The sequence below is a fragment of the Nocardiopsis sp. N85 genome, from assembly GCF_028882275.1.
Lineage (GTDB): Bacteria > Actinomycetota > Actinomycetes > Streptosporangiales > Streptosporangiaceae > Nocardiopsis > Nocardiopsis lambiniae.
The window spans coordinates 1-20,046 of record NZ_JARBUT010000035.1 but is presented as its reverse complement, the minus strand read 5'-3'; the positions used below and the strand labels follow the sequence as shown (position 1 = coordinate 20,046).

Sequence of the window (20,046 nt, the reverse complement as noted above, 5' to 3'; positions counted from 1 at the left end):
TGGGGTTGATCCGTTGCGCTCGGTTGTTGGATCAGGGCTGAGGGGTTGAAGCGCGGGGCGGGGATGGGACGGTGCAGAACCCCCGCCGTCGTCCCGGAACGGACCTGACGAAGACCACCGCCGACCCCTGCGCCGCCAAAGGCGCCTTCGAGGTGGTGACGATCTCGTCTCCGCGTTGGTGTGCGACAGGGTCATGGCGGTATCCGCCACGTCAGCAGGCCCACATCACGCGCAGCCGGGCACGGGCGAGGATCCGAGTGACGTGCGGGTGCCGTTTCCGGCGAGCCGGTTGACGTCGGTGACCGTGGCCTCGATAGGGCTCGTTGATCGATTCTCTGCGGGGCGTGCCCCCGGAGACGATCGGACGACCTCGGCCCGGCGGGGATGGCGGAACTCATCGTGGTCGTCGGACGGCTCGCACAACCGGCCACGCACCCACCGGGACCGAGAGGTCACGGACTCACCCGAAAGGGCTGCACCAAGGATGGTCCTCCCATGAGCGCACCCCCCAGGGCGCGGTGTGCTCCCGCCCGGCGCGCCTTCGTCCGACCGCGGCACGCGAAAGGCGGCCCCGCGGCCCGGAGGTGACCGGGAGTGTGGGCCGCGGGGCCGCTGGTGTGGCACGCGCTTCATCGGGCCGGACGCGCCCTCACCGTCGGGGAGGGCGCCCGCCGACGTGTGGTCGGTCCGGCCGCTCTCCGCGGCCGGACCCGGGGCGGGACACCGTCACTTCGTGGAGCCCGCGAACACCCCCTGGACGAAGTACCTCTGGAAGGCGAAGAACACCACCAACGGCACCACCATCGACAGGAACGCCCCCGACGCCAGCAGGTCGATGTTGCTCCCGAACTGCCGCAGTTGTGAGCGCAACGCCACGGTCAGCGGCGCCGCGTCCGGGCTGGTGAACACCAGTGCCACCAGCATGTCGTTCCACACCCACAGGAACTGGAACACCGCCAGCGACGCCAGCGCCGGTCGGGCCACCGGCAGGACCACCTTGCGGAAGATCCGCCATTCCCCGGCCCCGTCCATACGGGCCGCCTCCAGCAGGTCGCGCGGGATCCCCACGAAGAAGTTCCGCAGCAGGAACACCGCGAACGGCAGCCCGAACGCGACGTGGAACAGGATCACCCCGGTGATCGACCCGAAGATCCCCATCGCCCCGTACATCTGTGAGATCGGGATCAGCGACGCCTGGATGGGCAGTACCAGCAATCCCACCACGCCCACCATGACCCAGTCGCGCCCGGGGAAGTCGAGCCACACCAGCGCGTAGGCGGCCAGCGCCCCGATGAACACGACCAGCACCGTCGAGGGCACCGAGATGTACACGGTGTTGAGGAACGACTGGAGGACGACCTGGTTGTCCAGCAGCCTCTCGTAGTTGTTCAGGGTCAGTTCGGTGGGTTCCAGGAGGATCGTCCACCACCCGCTGTTGGTGTTGGCCGACTCCGACCGCAACGACACCAACAGCAACCCCACCACGGGGATCATCCAGAACAGGGCGATCAGCACGAGAACGCACTGGAGCGTCCCGTTCCCGAGACGGTCGACGAGTCGGCTGACGGCACCCCGGCGGGGGGCCCCGGACACCGACACCTCGACGACGGAGGGTGTACTCCGGGTCGGCGTGCTCACGAGCGCTCCTTGCGGAATCGGCGGATGTTGAAGTACATGATCGGCAGCACCAGGACCAGCAGCAGGACCACGAGCGCGCTGCCCAGCCCCTGGTTGCCGCCCGCCCCGAAGGACACCTGCCACATCTGGAGGGCGATCACGCTCGCGTCGGCCTGGACCGACCCGGGCGCGATGACGAACACCAGGTCGAAGATCTTGAGGACGTTGATCACCAGGGTCACGAACACCACCAGCAGCAGTGGTCCCAGCAGCGGGATGGTGACCTTGCGGAACACCTGCCATTCGGTGGCGCCGTCCACCCGGGCGGCCTCCAGAGCGTCGCGGGGGATGGCGGCGAGCCCGGCGGCGATGAACGTGATCGCGAAACCGGTCATGATCCACACCCACGCTGAGATGATCACCGGTGTGATCAGGCCGGATCCCAACCAGGTCAGCCCGTTGAAGGGTTCGGTGAAGTTCTCCTCCACCAGGTGCAGCGTGTACTCGCCGGGTGCCAGGTCGGGTAGGACGAACCGTCCGTCGTCGCCGGTGGTGGCGGTGGCGACGACCTCGTTCCCGCTCAGCGCGCGCACCGTCACCCGGGGCATGCCGTTCTCGCCCTCGTCGATGACGCCGGGTTCCCCGCCCAGGGCGGAGTCCAGCCAGACGACGCCCTGGAGGACGTCGGGCTCGGCCTCGGGCAGGCCCGCCGCGGCGGCCTGTTCGGGCAGCGCGCCGGGGCGGATGCCCACCAGGGGCAGGGTGACCACGTCTCCGAGGGAGTGGGCGCCCGTGGTGGTGTACCCGCCCAGGGTCGGGTCCGCGGCCAGCCCCTCGCGGGGGCGGGCGCCCGGGTACTCCGAGGGGGCCGCGAACACGTCGTGCACGGTCACGATGGCCGCGTTGACCACGCCCCGTTCGGGGCTCTCGTCGTAGACGAGCCGGAAGATGATGCCGGAGGCGAACAGTGAGATCGCCATCGGCATGAACAGCAGGATCCTGAAGGCGGTCGCCCAGCGGATGCGTTCGGTCAACACCGCCAGGATCAGCCCCAGCCCGGTGACCAGCGCCGGGGCGACCAGCACCCAGATCCCGGTGTTGCGGATCGCGGTGAAGGTGCGCTGGTCGGTGAACATCCGCTGGTAGTTGTCCAGTCCGACGAACCGGTCTCCGGAGCCGTCGAAGAGACTGCGCACCACGGAGTACACGGCCGGGTAGGCGAGGAACACCGCCAGGAACAGCAGGGCGGGCAGGAGGAACAGCGCGGCCGGGCCGAACAGTCGGCGCAGGCGGCCCGGTCGATGGTCGGATACGGGTCCCCCGGGGGGCGGGGCGGCGCCCCCGCCGGTGTCGCCACCGGCGGGGAGCGTGTCATCGGTGATCATGTCAACCCTGGTCGTGGATGCGGGAGCGGGAACGGGAGCGAACGGGAGCGGGCTCGTCATTCTCCGTAGGCTTCGGCGGCCTCCGCCTCCAGACGCTCCATGGTCCCCTCGACGTCGGAGGGGTCGCCCAGGAAGTCCTGGAGGGCCTGCCACATGCCATCGCCGACGGTGGCGCCGAAGGCGGCGGGCTGCAGGTCGGACAGGTCGAAGCGGATGTTGTCGCCGGCGGTGACGATCTGTTCGGCGACCTGGCCGGTGAGCGGGTCGGCGTAGGTGTCGGCGGTCACGTGCCGGTTGGGCGAGACGAACCCGCCCTGGGCGGCCCATTCGCCCGCGGCCTCGGGGGAGCTCAGGAAGCGCAGCAGTTCCATGGTGGCCTCGTCATCGGTCATGGCCACGGCGGCGTCGCCGGCCACCACGACGGCTTCACCGTCCCCGGCGATGTAGGGGAACCGGTAGTGCAGGGCCTGTTCGCCGACGGCCGCGTCGGTGCTGGAGGAGACCACGCCGCCGATGAAGTCGGCGCCCACCACCATGGCGGCGGAGGGGTCGTCGTTGAACACGTTCGTCACCGAGGTGGGGAAGTCGGTCTGAAGGGTGCCGGTACCGCCGGCGAGCAGGTCCGGCTCTCCCCAGACCTCGGCCAGGGTTTCGAGGGTCTCCTGGACGCTGGGGTCGGTCCAGGGGATCTCGTGCGCGCTCAGCGCGTCGTACTTCTCCGGGCCGGCGATCTGGAGGTAGGCGTTCTCGAACCAGTCGGTGAGGACCCAGCCGTCGGCGCCCGCCACCGAGAGCGGGCTGACGCCCACGTCGGCCAGGTCCCGGGACAGCTCCGTGAACTCGTCCCAGGTCTCGGGGACCTCGGCGCCGGTCTCCTGGAAGAGGTCGTCGTTGTACCAGACGAGGGACTTGTTGGTGACCTTCAGGTACACGCCGTACGCCTGTCCGTCCACGGATCCGATCTCGCGCCAGGCGTCGGCCATGTTGGCGTCCATGTCGGTGATCACCTCGTCGGTGAGGGGCACCAGCGCGCCCTCCGAGACGAAGTGGTGGACGAGGCCGGGCTGGGGGATGAGCGCCACGTCGGGCACGTCACCGCCCTGGATCCGGGTCTGGAGGACGGTGGACAGTTCGTCCCCCACGCCGCTGTAGGTCACGGTGGCGCCGGTCTGGGACTCGAACAGGTCCAGGACCTGCTCGAAGGCCTCCTGTTCGGCGCCGGCCCAGGGGCCGACGATCTCCAGGTTCACCGATCCGAGGTCGGTGTCGGAGCCGCCACCGCCACCGCAGGCCGTGGCGGCCAGGGTCAGGGCCAGGGCGGCGGCGGTGACCGCCGGGGCACGGCGCGCGGCACCGCGTGGAGCACGCCGGGTGGAGAGGTCGGGACGGGACGAGGGAGAGGGGGATGACGTCATGGGTCTCACTCCTGGGAGTCGTGGTCGTGGATGGCCTTGCCGGTGGCCGGGTCGAAGAAGTGGAGCCGTTCGGTGTCGACGGCGATGGTGATGTCCTGGCCCTCGAAGACATGGGTGCGGGGGCTGAAGCGACCGACGAGGACCACGCCCTCGGAACCGGTGGAGAGGGTGTCGTCGGCGCCCGCGTCTCGGGCCAGTTCGCGGGTGTCCTCGGTGACGACGGGGTCGGCGCCCAGGGGGAAGTGGACCAGGACGTCGGAGCCCATGGCCTCGACCAGGTCGGCGACCGAGGTGAGGGTCGCCCCCTCGGCGGCGCCGACGATCGCGGCGTCCTCCATGTCCTCGGGGCGGATGCCCAGGACGACCTTGGCCCCGGCGTAGCCGCGCAGGGCGGGCCGTCGGTGCAGCAGGCCTTCGGGAAGGTCGAGGGTCTGGTCGCCCAGGCGCAGACGGAAGTGTCCGTCGTCGTCCGTGAGGGAGGCGATGAGCAGGTTCATGCCGGGCGAGCCGACGAAACCCGCGACGAACAGGTTGCGGGGGTGGTCGTACAGCTCCTGGGGTGGTCCGACCTGTTGCAGGACGCCGCGTTTCATCACGGCGACCCGGTCGCCCAGGGTCATCGCCTCGGTCTGGTCGTGGGTGACGTAGACCGTGGTCACGCCCAGGTCGCGCTGGATGCGGGCGATCTGGGCGCGCATCTGCACGCGGAGTTTGGCGTCCAGGTTGGACAGGGGTTCGTCCATGAGGAACGCCCGGGGACGGCGGACGATGGCCCGCCCCATGGCCACCCGCTGACGCTGGCCGCCGGACAGGTTGCCGGGTTTGCGCTGGAGGTGCTCCTCCAGTTCCAGGATCCGGGCGACCTCGCGCACCCGCTCCTCGATCTCCGCCTTGGGCAGTTTGCGCAGGCGCAACCCGAAGGCGATGTTCTCGAAGATGTTCAGGTGCGGGTACAGGGCGTAGGACTGGAAGACCATGGCCACGTCGCGATCCCGTGCGGGGACGTCGTTGACGACGCGGTTCCCGATGCGGATCGTTCCCTCACTGATCGACTCCAGCCCGGCGATCATGCGCAGGGCGGTGGTCTTTCCGCACCCGGAGGGGCCGACCAGGACGAGGAACTCGCCGTCCTGGATGTCCAGGCACAGGTCGTTCACGGCCCTGGTCCCGTCGGTGTAGACCTTGCCCAGGCCGTCGATCACTATCTCCGCCACGGCGTCTCCGTCTAGAATGGTGGCGGCCGGACCGGGGCCGCCGTCGAACCGGTGTCGCCGGGGCGGGCGGACCTGTCATGTGACCCCCGCCACCCTGCGGCGACGTGAGTTGACAGTAATGCGGGGCACCCTAAGGAAGCCTTAACGCACCGTCTCATTCGACTTAAACCGGCGGCCCCTCCTCCCCGTTCGGTGGGTTCCCGGTGCGTTCGTCCTGTTCGGTCGGTGTCTCGGGGCTCGTGCGGCGCTTCATCCTTGGTTAACGTGAGCGCATGGCGACGGTGTTGTTGGTGGAGGACGACCCCATGGTGCGCGGGGCCCTGATGCGGGCCCTGAGTCACCTCGGGCATGTCGTGCACCCCGTGGGCACGGCCTTGGAGGCGTTGCGCGAGGCGACCGAGCACACCCCGGATCTGGTCATCCTCGATCTGGGGCTGCCCGATCTCGATGGCGCCTCGGCCCTGCGCATGCTCCGGGGGTACAGCGATGTCCCGGTGATCGTGGCGACGGCGCGCGGCGACGAGCCCACGATCGTGCGGCTGCTCAACGACGGCGCCGACGACTACGTGGTCAAACCGTTCTCCAGCGCGCAGCTGGCCGCGCGCATCAACGCGTTGCTGCGGCGGTCCTCGCGCGGCCCCTCCCGCGACGACGAGCAGGCCGATCTGGTCGTGGGCGATCTGGTCATCAGCCTGGAACGGCGCGAGGCGGTGCTGGAGGGTCGGGTCCTGGACCTGTCCCGCCGCGAGTTCGACCTGCTCGCCCACCTGGCCGAGAACGTCGGTAAGGTCGTCACCCGTCGCGAACTCGTGGAGACGGTCTGGCACCAGCACCCGTTGGTGGGCCACGACCAGACCATCGACGTGCACGTGTCCTGGCTGCGCCGCAAACTCGGGGAGAGCGCGGGGCATCCCCGCTACCTGCGCACGGTGCGCGGCGTCGGCCTGAAGATGGTGGAACCCGGGTGAGGGGCCTCCTCGCGCGTCTGGTGACCCTGACCACCGCCCTCGTGGCGGTGGTGATGCTGGCGGTGGCGACGCCGTGGCTGTGGTGGGACACCCGCGAACGCGCCGAGGGCCGGGTCCGGCTCCAGGCCGACCTGGTCGCCACGGCGGTGTCGGTGGACGCCGACCCCGACGCCCTGCACCGGGTGCTGGCCGCCGTCCCGGCCGGGCAGCGCGGGCACGCCGCCGTGCACCTGCCCGGCCGCCCCGCCGTCGGTGCCAGCCGTTCGGCGGCCGACGACGTGGAGGCGGCGCGCGTCGGCGAGGTCGACCCCGTCCGGGTGGAGGGCGGCACGGTGCACCTGTCGGCGGCCCGTACCTCCGAGGGGGAGGTCGCCGTGGTGGAGGTGTACCTGCCCGCGGGCACCGTTCTGGGCGAGGTCCTGCCGGTGCTGGCCGGTCTGGTGCTCGCGGCGGTGCTCGCGGTGCTCGGCGCGGTCGTCGTGGCGGATCGGCTCAGCAGGCCCGCTCTCCGGGCCCTGCGCGCGCTGGCGATGACGGCCGTGAGCATCGGTGAGGGCAGACTCAACGCCCGGGTGCGGGTGCACGGACCGCGTGATCTGGTGGTGCTCGGGGATTCCATCAACGCGATCGGCGAGCGTGTCCAGGATCTGCTCTCCAAGGAACGGGAGATGGCCGCCGACGTCTCCCACCGGCTGCGCACCCCCTTGACCGCGCTGCGTTTGGACGCCGAGTTCCTGCCCGACACGGAGGGCGAGCGGATCAGGGACGCGATCGCGGCCCTGGAACGGGACGTGGACGACATCATCCGCAACGTGCGTCCGAGCGCCGGGTCGCTCGCGGGGGAACGCGAGTGCGATCTGGCCGAGGCGGTGCGCTCACGGATGGGGTTCTGGTCCATGCTCGGCGGCGACCAGGGGCGACAGGTGGAGGTGGACCTGCCCGGTGGGCCGGCCCGGGTGGCGCTGCCCTCGGAGGAGTGCGCGGCGGTGCTCGACGCCCTGGTCGGGAACGTGTTCCGGTACACCCCGGCGGGGAGTCCGCTGTCGGTGACCGTGGTCCGGCACGCCGGGTGGGTGACGTTGAACGTGGAGGACGCCGGTCCGGGGTTCGCCGACCCGGCGTCGGCGTTGCGGCGCGGGGCCAGCGGCGGGGGTTCCACGGGGTTGGGGCTGGACATCGTACGGCACGCGGTGGAGGCCACCGGGGGAACCGTGCACCTGGAACGCGGAAGGTTGGGCGGGGCTCGGGTGCGGGCCCGCTTCGCCGAGGTGGGCGTTCCGCACGAGGCCGATCAGCCCCGAGCGTGGCGTCTGCGTCGATCCGGCTGAACGGTCCGTACTTCGGCTCCGTTTCGGGTCGGCGCAAAATCGTTGACTTCTCGGGTTATCAGGGTCACTTCGTCCTTTTTCGCTGCTATGTGCGCGTGTGCGGTGACCACCTGTGGCCACCGGCCCCGTTATTCGCCGGAATCCGGTAGCGAAGCGTGGTGGGATGACCTCCATGAAGACCCAGACCCCCGTGCGGATCAGTCCCGCGGCCGAACTCATCGCCGCCTTCGTCTCCACCGGTCCCGCCTTCGGCGATCGCGCCGGACTGGCACGGTTCCTGCGCGCCCACCGCCTGGCGACCGAAGGGGCCATCCCGATCACCCTCGCCGATCTGGACGAGGCCATCGCCCTGCGCGAGGGCATCCGCGCCGTCCTGGAGAACGCCCCCGAACCCGACCCCGAGGTGCTCGCCCGCGGCCAGAAGGTGCTCGACGGCCTCCGCGTCACCGTGCGCCTCCAGCCCGGACGCGAGCAGCTCGCCCCCGCCGTCGTGGACGAGGTGCGGCGGGGCCTGGCCCGTATCGCCGGCGCCTGGGCGAGCGTGCTCTCCACCGGCGAGTGGCGTCACCTGCGCCACTGATCCGGGGCGGCCCACGCGTGCGATCGGTGCGCGGGGATCCGGGCGGACCCTGACGGGACGCCCCCGCGCGAGGGTGGGCCCTCCGTGGGACGGGCCACGGCCGTCACCGACCGTCCGGGGAGGGACCCGTGCCCGGCTCCGCCGTGCTCTCCCTCCCCTCGATCCCGGGAGCCGTCCCCGCCCACGCCGCGTCATGGGGGTACGCGGGCTCCCGCGGGGGGCGACTCGGCCCGCCTGTGCGAGGAGCGCGGCCGGCCGGGTGTCGAGGCGGGGGAGTGGGCCGATCACCGGTGCGGCCCTCTCGTCCTCGGGCCTTCGATGATCGGGCGGTCGTACGTCCGGGGCCGAACGCCGCCGCCCGGCCCCGGGGATCCGGGACCGGGCGGGGACACCCGTGACACGGGTCTCAGTCGTCGTCGCGGTGGCGCAGGTAGCGTTCGAACTCGCGGGCGATCGCGTCGCCCGAGGCCTCCGGCAGTTCCGCCGTGTCCTTGGCCTCCTCCAGGCCCCGCACGTAGGCGGCGATGTCCTCGTCCTCGGCGGTGAGGTCGTTGACCCCCGCCTCCCACGACGCCGCGTCCTCCGGCAGCGACCCCAGCGGCACCGTGGCGCCCGCGAAGTCCTCCACCCAGGCCAGCAGCGCCAACGTCGCCTTGGGGCACGGCGGCTGCGCCACGTAGTGGGGGATGGCCGCCCAGAGGGACACGGCCTCCACCCCGGCGGTGGAGAACGCCTCGTGCACCACGCCGACGATGCCGGTGGGCCCCGCGTAGGTGGTGGCCTCCAGCCCCATCTCGGCGCCCAGCTCGCGCGGGGACGCCATGCCCGTCACCGGGATCGGCCGGGTGTGCGGGGCGTCGGCCAGCAGCGACCCCAGCATCACGGCGCGCCGTACTCCCAGTCCCCGGGCGACCGACATGAGGTCGGCGGCGTAGGAGCGCCACCGCATGTTGGGCTCGGGGCCGGTGACCAGCACCACATCACGCCCGCCGGGCATGGTGGCCACCCGGAAACGGGTGGTGGGCCATTCGACCGGGCCGACCAGACCGTCCACGACCGTCAAACGCGGCCGGGTCACCTGGAAGTCGTAGTAGTCGTCGGGTGTGAGTGCGCACAGCTCCTGGGCATCCCACTCCCGGGCCAGGTGCTCCACGGCCAGACTCGCCGCTTCTCCGGCGTCGTTCCAGCCCTCGAACGCAGCCACCAGCACCGGGTCCACGAGTTCCCGGGTGAGCTTGGTCATCGGCGGCCCCTTCCTGGACGCGAACGCAATCCACCCTATGGGGTGGCACCCCGCGGAGGGAACGGTTATACGGACTCCTCACGCCGACGCCCCCGGACACCCTGGGGGACACCGGTGCGAGCACCTGGCCCACGTTGCGAAACGGCAGATGTTGTAGCCTCGGGGCAGCGACTGATTCGGACACCGTAGTCCCGGCCGCATCGACCCGATCGCACCACGGATCGGTTCAGTGAGTGACCAGCCCGGCGGCCTCGCCGCCACTGTTCCACGGGTCCGACCGAGCCCGCCACTGCTCGGGGGCGCCCACGGGACGGGGAGAGCCGGACTGCACCGGCACGGGCACCCTTCTCACCGCGAATCGACGGGGAAGACGGGGGTCGCGCACCGGATCCTCCGGGTGCCCCGAGATTAGAGTTGCGGAATATGAAAGCTCGCCTGACCTTCCGTGAAGCGCTCTCCCAGCGAGTCGTCGTGGCGGACGGCGCGATGGGGACCATGCTCCAGGCGCACGATCTCGACCTGGACCAGTTCCAAGGGCACGAGGGATGCAACGACATCCTCAACGTCACCCGCCCGGACATCGTCCACGACACCCACGCGGCCTTCCTGGCGGTGGGCTCGGACTGCATCGAGACCAACACCTTCTCCGCGAACTACGCCGGTCTGGCCGAATACGGCATCGAAGACCGCACCTACGAGATCGCGGAGGCCGGCGCCCGCGTCGCCCGTGAGGCCGCCGACTCCTTCTCCACCCCCGACCAGCCCCGCTACGTCCTGGGTTCGGTGGGACCGGGCACCAAGTTGCCGACGCTCGGCCACGCCCCCTACGCGCTCCTGCGCGACTACTACGAGCAGTGTTCCCGGGGCCTCATCGACGGCGGCGCCGACGCGATCCTGATCGAGACCTGCCAGGACCTGTTGCAGGTCAAGGCGGCCGTGGTCGCGGCGCAGCGGGCCCGCAAGGCGCTCGGCAAGGACGTCCCCGTCATCGCCCAGGTCACCATCGAGACCACCGGCACCATGCTCCTCGGTTCGGAGATCGGCGCCGCGCTGACCTCCCTGGAACCGCTCGGCATCGACATGATCGGTCTCAACTGCGCCACCGGCCCGGTCGAGATGAGCGAGCACCTGCGCTACCTGTCGCACTACTCGCGCCTGCCCGTCTCCTGCATGCCCAACGCCGGCCTGCCCGAGCTGGGCCCCGAGGGGGCCGTCTACTCCCTCACGCCGCAGGAGCTGGCCGAGGCCCACGACACCTTCACGTCCGAGTTCGGTCTGAGCCTGGTCGGTGGTTGCTGCGGCACCACCCCCGAGCACCTGCGCCGGGTCGTCGAGCGGGTGCAGGGACGGGGGATCAAGAACCGCAAGCCGATCCTGGAGGCCGCGGCCTCCTCCCTCTACCAGAGCGTCCCCTTCCGCCAGGACGCCAGCTACCTGGCCATCGGTGAGCGCACCAACGCCAACGGTTCCAGGAAGTTCCGCGATGCGATGCTCGCCGAGGACTGGGACGGCTGTGTGGAGATCGCCCGCGACCAGATCCGCGACGGTGCCCATCTGCTCGACCTCAACATCGACTACGTGGGCCGCGACGGTGTGCGCGACATGCGCGAGCTCGCCTCCCGGATGGCGACCTCCTCCACCCTGCCGGTCATGCTCGACTCCACCGAGCCCCCCGTGCTGGAGGCCGGTCTGGAGGCGCTGGGCGGACGCGCCGTCGTCAACTCGGTCAACTACGAGGACGGCGACGGCCCCGACTCCCGGTTCACCCGCATCATGGCCCTGGTCAAGGAGCACGGCGCCGCCGTCGTGGGCCTGTGCATCGACGAGGAGGGTCAGGCCCGCACCGCCGAGTGGAAGGTCCGGGTGGCGTCCCGCCTCATCGACCAGATCACCGGTGAGTGGGGGATGCGCACGAGCGACATCATCATCGACTGCCTCACCTTCCCCATCACCACCGGCCAGGAGGAGACCCGGCGCGACGGCATCGAGACGCTGGAGGCCATCCGCGAGCTCAAACGCCGTTACCCCGACGTCCAGACCACCCTGGGCCTGTCCAACCTGTCCTTCGGCGTCAACCCCGCCGCCCGCATCGTGCTGAACTCAGCGTTCCTCAACGAGGCGGTCCAGGCGGGCCTGGACTCGGCGATCGTGCACGCCTCCAAGATCGTGCCGATCAACCAGATCCCCGAGGACCAGCTGAAGGTCGCCCTCGACCTCGTCTACGACCGCCGCGACGGCGACTACGACCCGCTCTCCCGGTTCATGGAGATGTTCGAGGGCGTGGACGCCAAGTCCATGAAGGCCTCCCGCGCCGAGGAACTGGCCGCGCTGCCCCTGTGGGAGCGTCTGGAGCGCCGCATCATCGACGGCGAACTCGCCGGCATCGAGGCCGACCTCGACGAGGCCCTGGAGGGCAGGCCCGCCCTGGCGATCGTCAACGACACCCTGCTCTCGGGGATGAAGACGGTCGGCGAGCTGTTCGGTTCCGGCAAGATGCAGCTCCCGTTCGTCCTGAAGTCCGCCGAGGTCATGAAGACCGCGGTGGCCTACCTCGAACCCCACATGGAGAAGACCGACAGCGACGGCAAGGGTCGCATCGTCCTGGCCACGGTCAAGGGCGACGTCCACGACATCGGCAAGAACCTCGTCGACATCATCCTGTCCAACAACGGCTACGACGTCGTCAACATCGGCATCAAGCAGCCGGTCTCGGCGATCCTGGAGGCGGCCGAGCGCGAGCGCGCCGACGTCATCGGGATGTCCGGGCTGCTCGTCAAGTCCACGGTGATCATGAAGGAGAACCTGGAGGAGATGAACTCCCGGGGGATCTCCGAGCGGTTCCCCGTCCTGCTGGGCGGCGCCGCGCTCACCCGCTCCTACGTGGAACAGGACCTGGCCGAGGTGTTCGACGGCGAGGTCCGCTACGCCAAGGACGCCTTCGAGGGCCTGCGCCTGATGGACGCGTTCATGGCGGTCAAGCGCGGCGATGAGGGCGCGAGCCTGCCTCGGCTGCGTGAGCGCCGCGTCAAGCGGGGCGCCACCCTGAAGGTCACCGAACCCGAGGAGATGCCGACCCGCAGCGACGTGGCCACCGACAACCGGGTGCCGGCCCCGCCGTTCTTCGGGGACCGCATCAGCAAGGGCATCCCGCTGGCGGACTACGCCGCGTTCCTCGACGAGCGGGCCACCTTCATGGGCCAGTGGGGGCTCAAGGCCGCCCGGGGCGGCGAGGGCCCCTCCTACGAGGAGCTGGTGGAGACCGAGGGCCGACCGCGCATGCGGATGTGGCTGGACCGCATCCAGACCGACGGCCTGCTGGAGGCCGCGGTCGTGCACGGCCACTTCCCCTGCTACAGCGAGGGGAACGACCTGGTGGTGCTGGACGAGGACGGGGTGACCGAGCGCACCCGTTTCACGTTCCCGCGCCAGCGCCGCGACCGCCACCTGTGCCTGGCCGACTACTTCCGGCCCAAGGACGCGGGGGAGCTGGACGTGGTCTCCTTCCAGGTGGTCACCGTGGGGTCGGCCATCAGCCGGGCCACCGCCGAGCTGTTCGAGAGGAACGCCTACCGCGACTACCTCGAACTGCACGGCCTGTCGGTACAGCTCACCGAGGCCCTGGCGGAGTACTGGCACACGCGGGTGCGCGCCGAACTGGGCTTCGCCGGCGACGACCCCGCCGAACTGGAGGCGTTCTTCAAGCTCGGCTACCGGGGCGCCCGCTTCTCACTGGGGTACGGCGCCTGCCCGAACCTGGAGGACCGGGCCAAGATCATGCGCCTGTTGGAGCCGGAGCGGGTCGGTGTGGTCCTGTCGGAGGAGTTCCAGCTGGTGCCCGAGCAGGCCACCGACGCGATCGTGGTCCACCACCCGGAGGCGACCTACTTCAACGTCTGACCCTCGCCGAGGGCGTGATCGTGGCCGGGCCCGGTGCCCGGCCACGGTCGTGTCCGGAGTGTGGGCCACCTCTCGACCGTTTCGTCACTTTTCGTCCTGCGCGGCGGGGCGAGAATTCGTACGGTGGAAAGGACGGCGACGGCCCGACTTCACGGGCGATCGCCCCACCGCCGCCACGATGGGACCGGCGGCCGGTCCCGTCCGGGCCGTGACGGGGGCGACGTCCGTACACGACAGCACTGCACACGAGGGGAGAGCGTGGTGCGTCCGGCCCGGACCACCACCGAGCTCATGACCGAACCCAGCACGCCGAACCCTGAGACCGCCGCGACCGGCCGCCGCCTCCAGGCGGTGCTCCTGGACATGGACGGCACCCTCATCGAGAGCGAACACCTGTGGGGCGAGGCCGAGGCGGAGACCGCCGCCGCGCTCGGGGGCGTGTGGACCGAACACGACCACGCCGCCAACATCGGTAACGCCGCCGAACCGGTGGGCCGCTACATCATCGAGCTGACCGGCGCCCACCACCTCTCCCCGCGCGAGGTCGCCGACCTGCTCTACGCCCGGTTCCGCGCCAAGCTGGCCGAGGGCGCCGAGCTGCGCCCCGGCGCCAAGGACCTGGTGCGGCTGCTGTCGGCCGCGGGCGTGCCGGTGTCGCTGGTCACCTCCACCGAGCGGGAACTGGTCGAGGACGCGATCGGCGGCATCGGGCTGGAGAGCTTCGACGACTCGGTGGCGGGGGACGAGGTCGAGGCCAACAAACCCCACCCCGACCCCTATCTGCGGGCCGCGCGCCGGCTCGGCGTCGACCCCCGGCGCTGCGTCGCCTTCGAGGACTCGGTGGTGGGCGTGACCGCCGCGGCCGACGCGGGGTGCGTCACGGTCGCGGTGCCCGACCACGTGGAGATCCCGCCGCGCGAGGGCGTGGTCTTCCGCGACAGCCTGGTCGGCGTCGACCTGGAGTGGCTGGAGTCCCTGGTCGCCGGTCGCTGAGTACCGAACGTCGCAGCCTCCGCGTCACTCGCGCCGCGTCCCTCCAGCGTCGCCCCGTGGTGGGTACGGTGAGGATGAGGCTCTCCGCCCGGGACGCCGGGTCGGGGGAGCGCACCCTAGGGGATCGGCCCGATGCGCGCCGAGGCGATGGATGGGAGACTGGCGTCATGCCTGACACTCTGACGACGATGACCGGTGTGATCCTCGGCGGCGGCCTCACCCTCGTGGGCCTCGTCATCAGCTTCCTGGTGTGGCGGGCCAAGGGGGCGGCGTCCGGGCTGCGCGGTGTGGCCTGGTCACTGGTGCCGTTGGCGGCCGGACTGCTGGGGCTGATGGCCGCCGTGTGGCAGTTCGCGCTGAGCATCCTGGGCATCCTGCTGGGCCTGATCTTCAACCCGATCGTGTGGGCCGGTGTGGCGCTGACCGGTCTGGCCGTGGTGCTCTACGTCGTCTCCGGGGTCATGAAGGCCCGGGGGGTGGGCACCCGGGGCCGCGCCACGACGCCCGAGGACGGCACGCCCGCTGCGGGCGGCGCGGGCACCGCTCCCGCGGCCGGTGCGGCCGCCTCCCGTCAGGTGGGCGGCGCGCCCAAGGGCGGCGCGAAGCAGGGGGACCCCTCCGACTTCGGCGACATCGAGGACCTGTTGCGCAAGCACGGCATCGAGTAGGGCCGCCGACGTTCCCGGGGCCGTTCCGCGTGAGGCGGGGCGGCCCCGTCGCGTGTGCGGTACCACCCGGGACCGGACGATCCCCGCAGGGGGAGGGTTCCTTCCGCGGGTCGGTATCGGTCCGTGGGCTGTCATAGCACTTGCCATAGCTTGTCCGCCTTTGTGGCGATCTGCCCCCCGCGCGGCCGTAGGGTGGGCCCGGCGATATACCCGCGTCCTCCCAGCTCGGGGCGGTCATCCGACGAATGCGAACTATGGGTTCATTTGTCGTTATATGTGGCTTTTGAAATCCTTTGTCACGATTTAGCTACATGACCTGATATTGGACGATATGCACCTCAGGGGCGAGTAGGTTGGTCGCTGTGTAACAACCTGGGCGGAAAGCCCTGCGGATGTGTCCAGAACCTCATGTGGTCCAGGTCATGTCCGCGGGCGGGATCCGCGGTGGCGGGGCATCCCCGCACCGTCGATCCGGCGCCCACGCCAGCCAGTGTCGAGAACCGGCCGGCCCCACCCGTGAGACCTCGACAGGGTCACCCCCCACCGGGCCTCACGTGTGTGATCCGTCCCCCTCGGCCAGAAGCGTATGAGTGGAGAGTGGTGGCCTGATGAGCGCGCCCTCGCATGCCCCAGAGTCGGCGGAGCAGCCCGAGGCCGCGGCCGCCCAGGCCCCGGGTGGGCGCGGTGATGCCGACAACCGGTCCCTGCGCCAGATCGCCTGGCAGCGCCTGCGCAAGGACAAGGTCGCGATGGTGTCCGGCGTCGTCGTCGTGCTCCTCATCCTGGCCGCGGTCTTCGCGCCTCTGCTGGTCAAGTGGTTCGGGCACCCGCCCACCCAGTTCCACCAGGACCTGATCGAGCCCAACACGCACCTGCCCTACGCCGACCCGGACAACACCGAGGCGGTCGATGGCGCGCTCGTCCCCCCGGTCGACAAGTGGGGTGGGATGAGCGGCGACCACCTGCTGGGTCTGGAGCCCAAGACCGGTCGCGACCTGTTCAGCCGGATCCTCTACGGCGCGCAGATCTCGCTGTTGGTGGCGTTCCTGTCCACCGTGCTGTGCGTTGTCCTGGGCACCCTGCTCGGCATCATCGCCGGCTACAAGGGCGGCTGGGTCGACACCGTCATCAGCCGGGCCATGGACGTCTTCCTGGCCTTCCCCCTGATGCTCTTCGCCATCGCCCTCGTCGGTGTCATCCCCAGCGGCTTCCTCGGCTTGGAGGGCAACGGCCTGCGCATCGGTGTCATCGTCTTCATCATCGGGTTCTTCAACTGGCCCTACATCGCCCGCATCGTGCGCGGCCAGACGCTCTCGCTCCGCGAGCGGGAGTTCGTCGAGGCGGCCCGGAGCCTGGGCGCGGGCAACCGGCACATCCTGTTCAAGGAGATCCTGCCGAACCTGATCACGCCGATCCTGGTCTACTCCACGCTGCTCATCCCCACGAACATCCTGTTCGAGGCGGCCCTGAGCTTCCTGGGCGTCGGTATCAACCCGCCCACCCCGAGCTGGGGAAAGATGCTCTCCGAAGCGGTCGACTACTACTCCTCGGCCCCCTACTTCATCATCATCCCCGGCCTGGCCATCTTCGTCACCGTGCTCGCATTCAACCTGTTCGGTGACGGCCTCCGAGACGCTTTCGACCCCAGGACCTCCGACTAGGCCCGTGCGCCCGGAGTGCGGCGCATCCGCTCTGCCCGCACCCAAGCCAAGGGCGCACCGGTCCCGGCGGTCCATCCCATCCCCATAGCAGGTTCGCAAGAGAGGCACTTCCTTGAGGAAACGCACCCTCGGCTTCGTCGCACTCGGTGCGGCGGCGTCCATCTTCCTTTCCGCCTGTGGCGGCGGCGATTCCACCGAGGGCGGATCCGCCGACCAGGGCGCCTTCAACCAGGGCGCCACCGAGGTGGTCAACCCGTCCGACAAGACCGGCGGCACCCTGCGGTACGCCATCTCCTCGGACTTCGACTCCACCGACCCGGGCGACACGTACTACGGCTTCAGCTGGAACTTCTCCCGCTACTACGCCCGTACGCTCCTGGCGTTCACCCCGGCCCCGGCCGAGGCGTCCACCGAGCTGACCACCGACCTCGCCGCGGCCCTGCCCGAGCCGAACGAGGACTTCACCGAGTGGACGGTCCAGATCCAGGAGGGCCTCAAGTACGAGGACGGCTCCGAGATCACCGCCCAGGACATCAAGTACGGCATCGCCCGCTCCAACTACAACGGCGGCGAACTGCCCAACGGTCCGCGCTACTTCGAGTCCCACCTGAAGCAGGAGACGTTCAACGTCTACGAGGTCGAGGACCCGCTGGAGACGTTCACCGCCATCGAGACCCCGGACGACCACACCCTGGTCTTCCACCTCAAGAAGAGCTTCTCGGAGTTCCCCTACATCCTCACCCAGCCGCAGACGACACCCGTGCCGGTCGACGCCGACCGCGGTGCCCTGTACAAGGAGAACGTCCTCTCCTCCGGCCCGTACAAGTTCAACGGCAAGTACGAGCCCGGCGTGAAGCTCGACCTGGTCCGCAACGAGCACTGGGACGCCGCCACCGACCCGATCCGGCCGGCGCTTCCGGACGAGATCACCGTTGAGCTCGGTGTCGACCAGAACGAGATCGACCAGCGCCTCATCAACGGCGAGATCGACGTCGACCTGTCCGGCATCGGTGTGGGTCCGGCGATGAAGAGCCAGCTGGTCACGGACGAGGACGCCCAGGCCAACCTGGACAACCCCTTCTCCGGTGCCCTGCGCTACGTCAACATCCACACCCCGGTCATCGAGGACGCGTCCTGCCGTCAGGCGATCATGTACGCCGCGGACCGGGACAGCCTGCACCGCGCCTGGGGCGGCGAGAGCGGTGGCGACATCGCCACCAACCTGCTTCCGCCGACCATCTCCGGCTCGAACCCCGAGTCGGACCTGTACCCGTCCACCGACAACAAGGGTGACCTCGAAGCGGCGCAGGCCAAGCTTGAGGAGTGCGGCGAGGACGAGGGCTTCTCGACCAACATCGCCGTGCGCGAGGGCCGGGAGAACGACGTGGCCACCGCCGAGGCCCTCCAGGAGTCGCTCAAGCGCGTCGGTATCGAGCTGGAGATCAAGACCTTCCCGGCCGAGGACTTCTTCGCCCAGTACGCCGGTTCCCAGGACTACGTTCGCGAGAACGACATCGGCCTGAGCGTCTCCGGCTGGATCCCGGACTGGGCCACCGGCTACGGCTTCGCCTCCAAGATCACCGACGGCGACGCCATCCAGGCCACCGGTAACTACAACATGGCTGAGCTGGACGACCCCGAGGTCAACGAGCTCTGGGACCAGGCCCTCGCCACCGAGGACCCCGACGAGCGCGCCGACCTCTACGGCCAGATCGACACCCTGGTCATGGAGCAGGCCGCCATCATGCCGGTCGTCTTCGACCGCGCGATGTTCTACCGCTCGGACGAGCTGACCAACGTCTACTACACGTCGTCCTACGCCATGTACGACTTCATGGCGCTCGGCGTCGACCGGGGCTAGTACCCCGACCGGCCTGAACTAGTACGAGAAGGCAGGTGAACGCGGCGGGGGTCCACGGCCCCGTGGGCCCCCGCCGCCGACCGCGATGCTGAACTATATTCTTCGCCGCCTCGGTGCGGGACTACTGCTGCTCGCCGTCGTCACGGCGGTGACCTTCTGGATCTTCTACGTCCTGCCCAAGTGGGCGGGCGTGACCCCGCGCGGTATGGCCGCGATGTACGTGGGCAAGGCCCCCACCCCGGAGGCGCTCGACGCCACCGTGGCGCGGCTGGGCTTGGACAAGCCCGTCATCGTGCAGTTCTTCGACTTCCTCAAGTCCCTGTTCTTCGGTGACCAGTTCCAGTTCGGCCGGGAGACGGTGGAGTGCGCGGCTCCCTGCCTCGGTTACTCCTTCAGCACCAACAGTCCCGTGCTGGAGCAGTTGCTGAGCCGGTTGCCCATCACCGTGTCGCTGGCGCTGGGCGCGGCCGTCATCTGGCTCGTCGGCGGCGTGGCCGTCGGTGTCCTCTCCGCGGTCAAGAAGGGCAGCCTCTTCGATCGTCTGGCGATGGGCACGGCCCTGGTCGGCGTGTCCCTGCCGATCTACTTCACCGGTCTGCTGGCCTTGGCGTTCCTCGTCCACGACTGGAAACTCTTCCCGCTCCCGCGTTACACGCCGCTGACGGAGGACGCGGGTGCCTGGTTCACCGCGATGATCCTGCCCTGGTTGACGCTGGCGTTCCTGCACGCCGCCCAGTACGCCCGCCAGACCCGGGCGGGCATGCTGGAGGTGCTGGGCGAGGACTACATCCGCACCGCCCGCGCCAAGGGGCTGAGCGAGCGCAAGGTGATCTTCAAGCACGCCCTGCGCCCCGCGCTGACCCCGATCCTCACGATCTTCGGCCTGGACCTGGGCCTGGTCCTGGGAGGCGCCATCCTCACCGAGAAGGTGTTCTCCCTCAAGGGCGTGGGCGCCTACGCCATCGACGCGATCATCGGCAAGGACCTGCCGGTCGTGCTCGGCGTGACGCTTCTGGGCGCCGTCTTCATCGTCGTCTGCAACCTGATCGTCGACCTGCTGTACCCGATCGTCGACCCGCGGGTGCGCGTCGCGGGCTGACCCGCGACGGCAGACCAGATCAGTTCTAGTGAAGGAAATGTGACATGGCCTCGACCGAGCCCGTCGTCCGGGTGGACGACCTGCGGGTGACGTTCCCGACCATGGACGGCGACGTCC

The 20,046-nt window shown here is 70.0% G+C and carries 14 protein-coding genes; 9 read left to right on the top strand and 5 right to left on the bottom strand.

The window, feature by feature from the left end; genetic code table 11:
* Positions 1-726: 726 nt before the first annotated feature.
* Genes PWG71_RS28485 through PWG71_RS28470 form a run of 4 tightly spaced genes read right to left on the bottom strand, consistent with a single transcriptional unit; the run spans position 727 to position 5,631 of the window.
* Positions 727-1,638 carry a carbohydrate ABC transporter permease gene (locus PWG71_RS28485; protein WP_274813168.1) on the bottom strand — a complete coding sequence of 304 codons (912 nt, stop codon included), beginning with the start codon at positions 1,636-1,638 and terminating at the stop codon, positions 727-729.
* Complete coding sequence (locus PWG71_RS28480; protein WP_274813167.1) at positions 1,635-3,002, bottom strand: ABC transporter permease; 1,368 nt, start codon at positions 3,000-3,002, stop codon at positions 1,635-1,637. Before PWG71_RS28480 ends, PWG71_RS28485 begins: the two co-directional genes overlap by 4 nt.
* 56 nt (positions 3,003-3,058) lie before the next feature.
* A complete protein-coding gene (locus PWG71_RS28475; RefSeq protein WP_274813166.1) occupies positions 3,059-4,417 on the bottom strand; it encodes an ABC transporter substrate-binding protein in 1,359 nt (452 codons plus the stop codon).
* Positions 4,418-4,422: 5 nt separating this feature from the next.
* Positions 4,423-5,631 (bottom strand): ABC transporter ATP-binding protein, encoded by a 1,209-nt coding sequence (locus tag PWG71_RS28470; RefSeq protein ID WP_274813165.1) that lies wholly within the window; start codon positions 5,629-5,631, stop codon positions 4,423-4,425.
* A 272-nt stretch (positions 5,632-5,903) separates the two neighbouring features.
* On the opposite strand from PWG71_RS28470, the gene PWG71_RS28465 reads away from it, so the two are divergent.
* The 3 genes from PWG71_RS28465 to PWG71_RS28455 all read left to right on the top strand — a co-directional run bounded on the left by PWG71_RS28465 (position 5,904) and on the right by PWG71_RS28455 (position 8,507).
* A complete protein-coding gene (locus PWG71_RS28465) occupies positions 5,904-6,599 on the top strand; it encodes a response regulator transcription factor (protein WP_274813164.1) in 696 nt (231 codons plus the stop codon).
* Complete coding sequence (locus tag PWG71_RS28460) at positions 6,596-7,927, top strand: sensor histidine kinase (protein WP_274813163.1); 1,332 nt, start codon at positions 6,596-6,598, stop codon at positions 7,925-7,927. The genes PWG71_RS28465 and PWG71_RS28460 overlap by 4 nt, the downstream gene beginning before the upstream one ends.
* A 163-nt stretch (positions 7,928-8,090) precedes the next feature.
* Complete coding sequence (locus PWG71_RS28455) at positions 8,091-8,507, top strand: ABATE domain-containing protein (RefSeq protein ID WP_274813162.1); 417 nt, start codon at positions 8,091-8,093, stop codon at positions 8,505-8,507.
* A 406-nt stretch (positions 8,508-8,913) separates the two neighbouring features.
* Here PWG71_RS28455 and PWG71_RS28450 read toward each other — a convergent pair whose 3' ends face one another.
* Positions 8,914-9,750, bottom strand: a complete 837-nt coding sequence (locus PWG71_RS28450) for a PAC2 family protein (RefSeq protein ID WP_274813161.1) — start codon at positions 9,748-9,750, stop codon at positions 8,914-8,916.
* Positions 9,751-10,173: 423 nt separating this feature from the next.
* Here PWG71_RS28450 and metH point away from each other — a divergent pair, with 423 nt between their 5' ends.
* From metH to PWG71_RS28420, 6 genes are all read left to right on the top strand, one after another.
* Positions 10,174-13,647 (top strand): methionine synthase, encoded by a 3,474-nt coding sequence (metH, locus tag PWG71_RS28445; RefSeq protein ID WP_274813160.1) that lies wholly within the window; start codon positions 10,174-10,176, stop codon positions 13,645-13,647.
* Between the two features lie 291 nt (positions 13,648-13,938).
* Positions 13,939-14,640, top strand: coding sequence for an HAD family hydrolase (locus PWG71_RS28440; RefSeq protein ID WP_274813159.1), 702 nt, complete (start codon positions 13,939-13,941; stop codon positions 14,638-14,640).
* 167 nt (positions 14,641-14,807) lie between these two features.
* On the top strand, positions 14,808-15,308 hold the full coding sequence (locus PWG71_RS28435) for a cellulose synthase (RefSeq protein WP_274813158.1): 501 nt from the start codon (positions 14,808-14,810) through the stop codon (positions 15,306-15,308).
* 608 nt (positions 15,309-15,916) lie between these two features.
* The gene (locus tag PWG71_RS28430; RefSeq protein WP_274813157.1) at positions 15,917-16,969 is read left to right on the top strand and encodes an ABC transporter permease; all 1,053 of its coding nucleotides are present in this window, start codon (positions 15,917-15,919) and stop codon (positions 16,967-16,969) included.
* Positions 16,970-17,081: 112 nt separating this feature from the next.
* The gene (locus PWG71_RS28425) at positions 17,082-18,830 is read left to right on the top strand and encodes an ABC transporter substrate-binding protein (protein WP_274813156.1); all 1,749 of its coding nucleotides are present in this window, start codon (positions 17,082-17,084) and stop codon (positions 18,828-18,830) included.
* An 85-nt stretch (positions 18,831-18,915) separates the two neighbouring features.
* Complete coding sequence (locus tag PWG71_RS28420; protein ID WP_274813155.1) at positions 18,916-19,929, top strand: ABC transporter permease; 1,014 nt, start codon at positions 18,916-18,918, stop codon at positions 19,927-19,929.
* Positions 19,930-20,046: the final 117 nt, after the last annotated feature.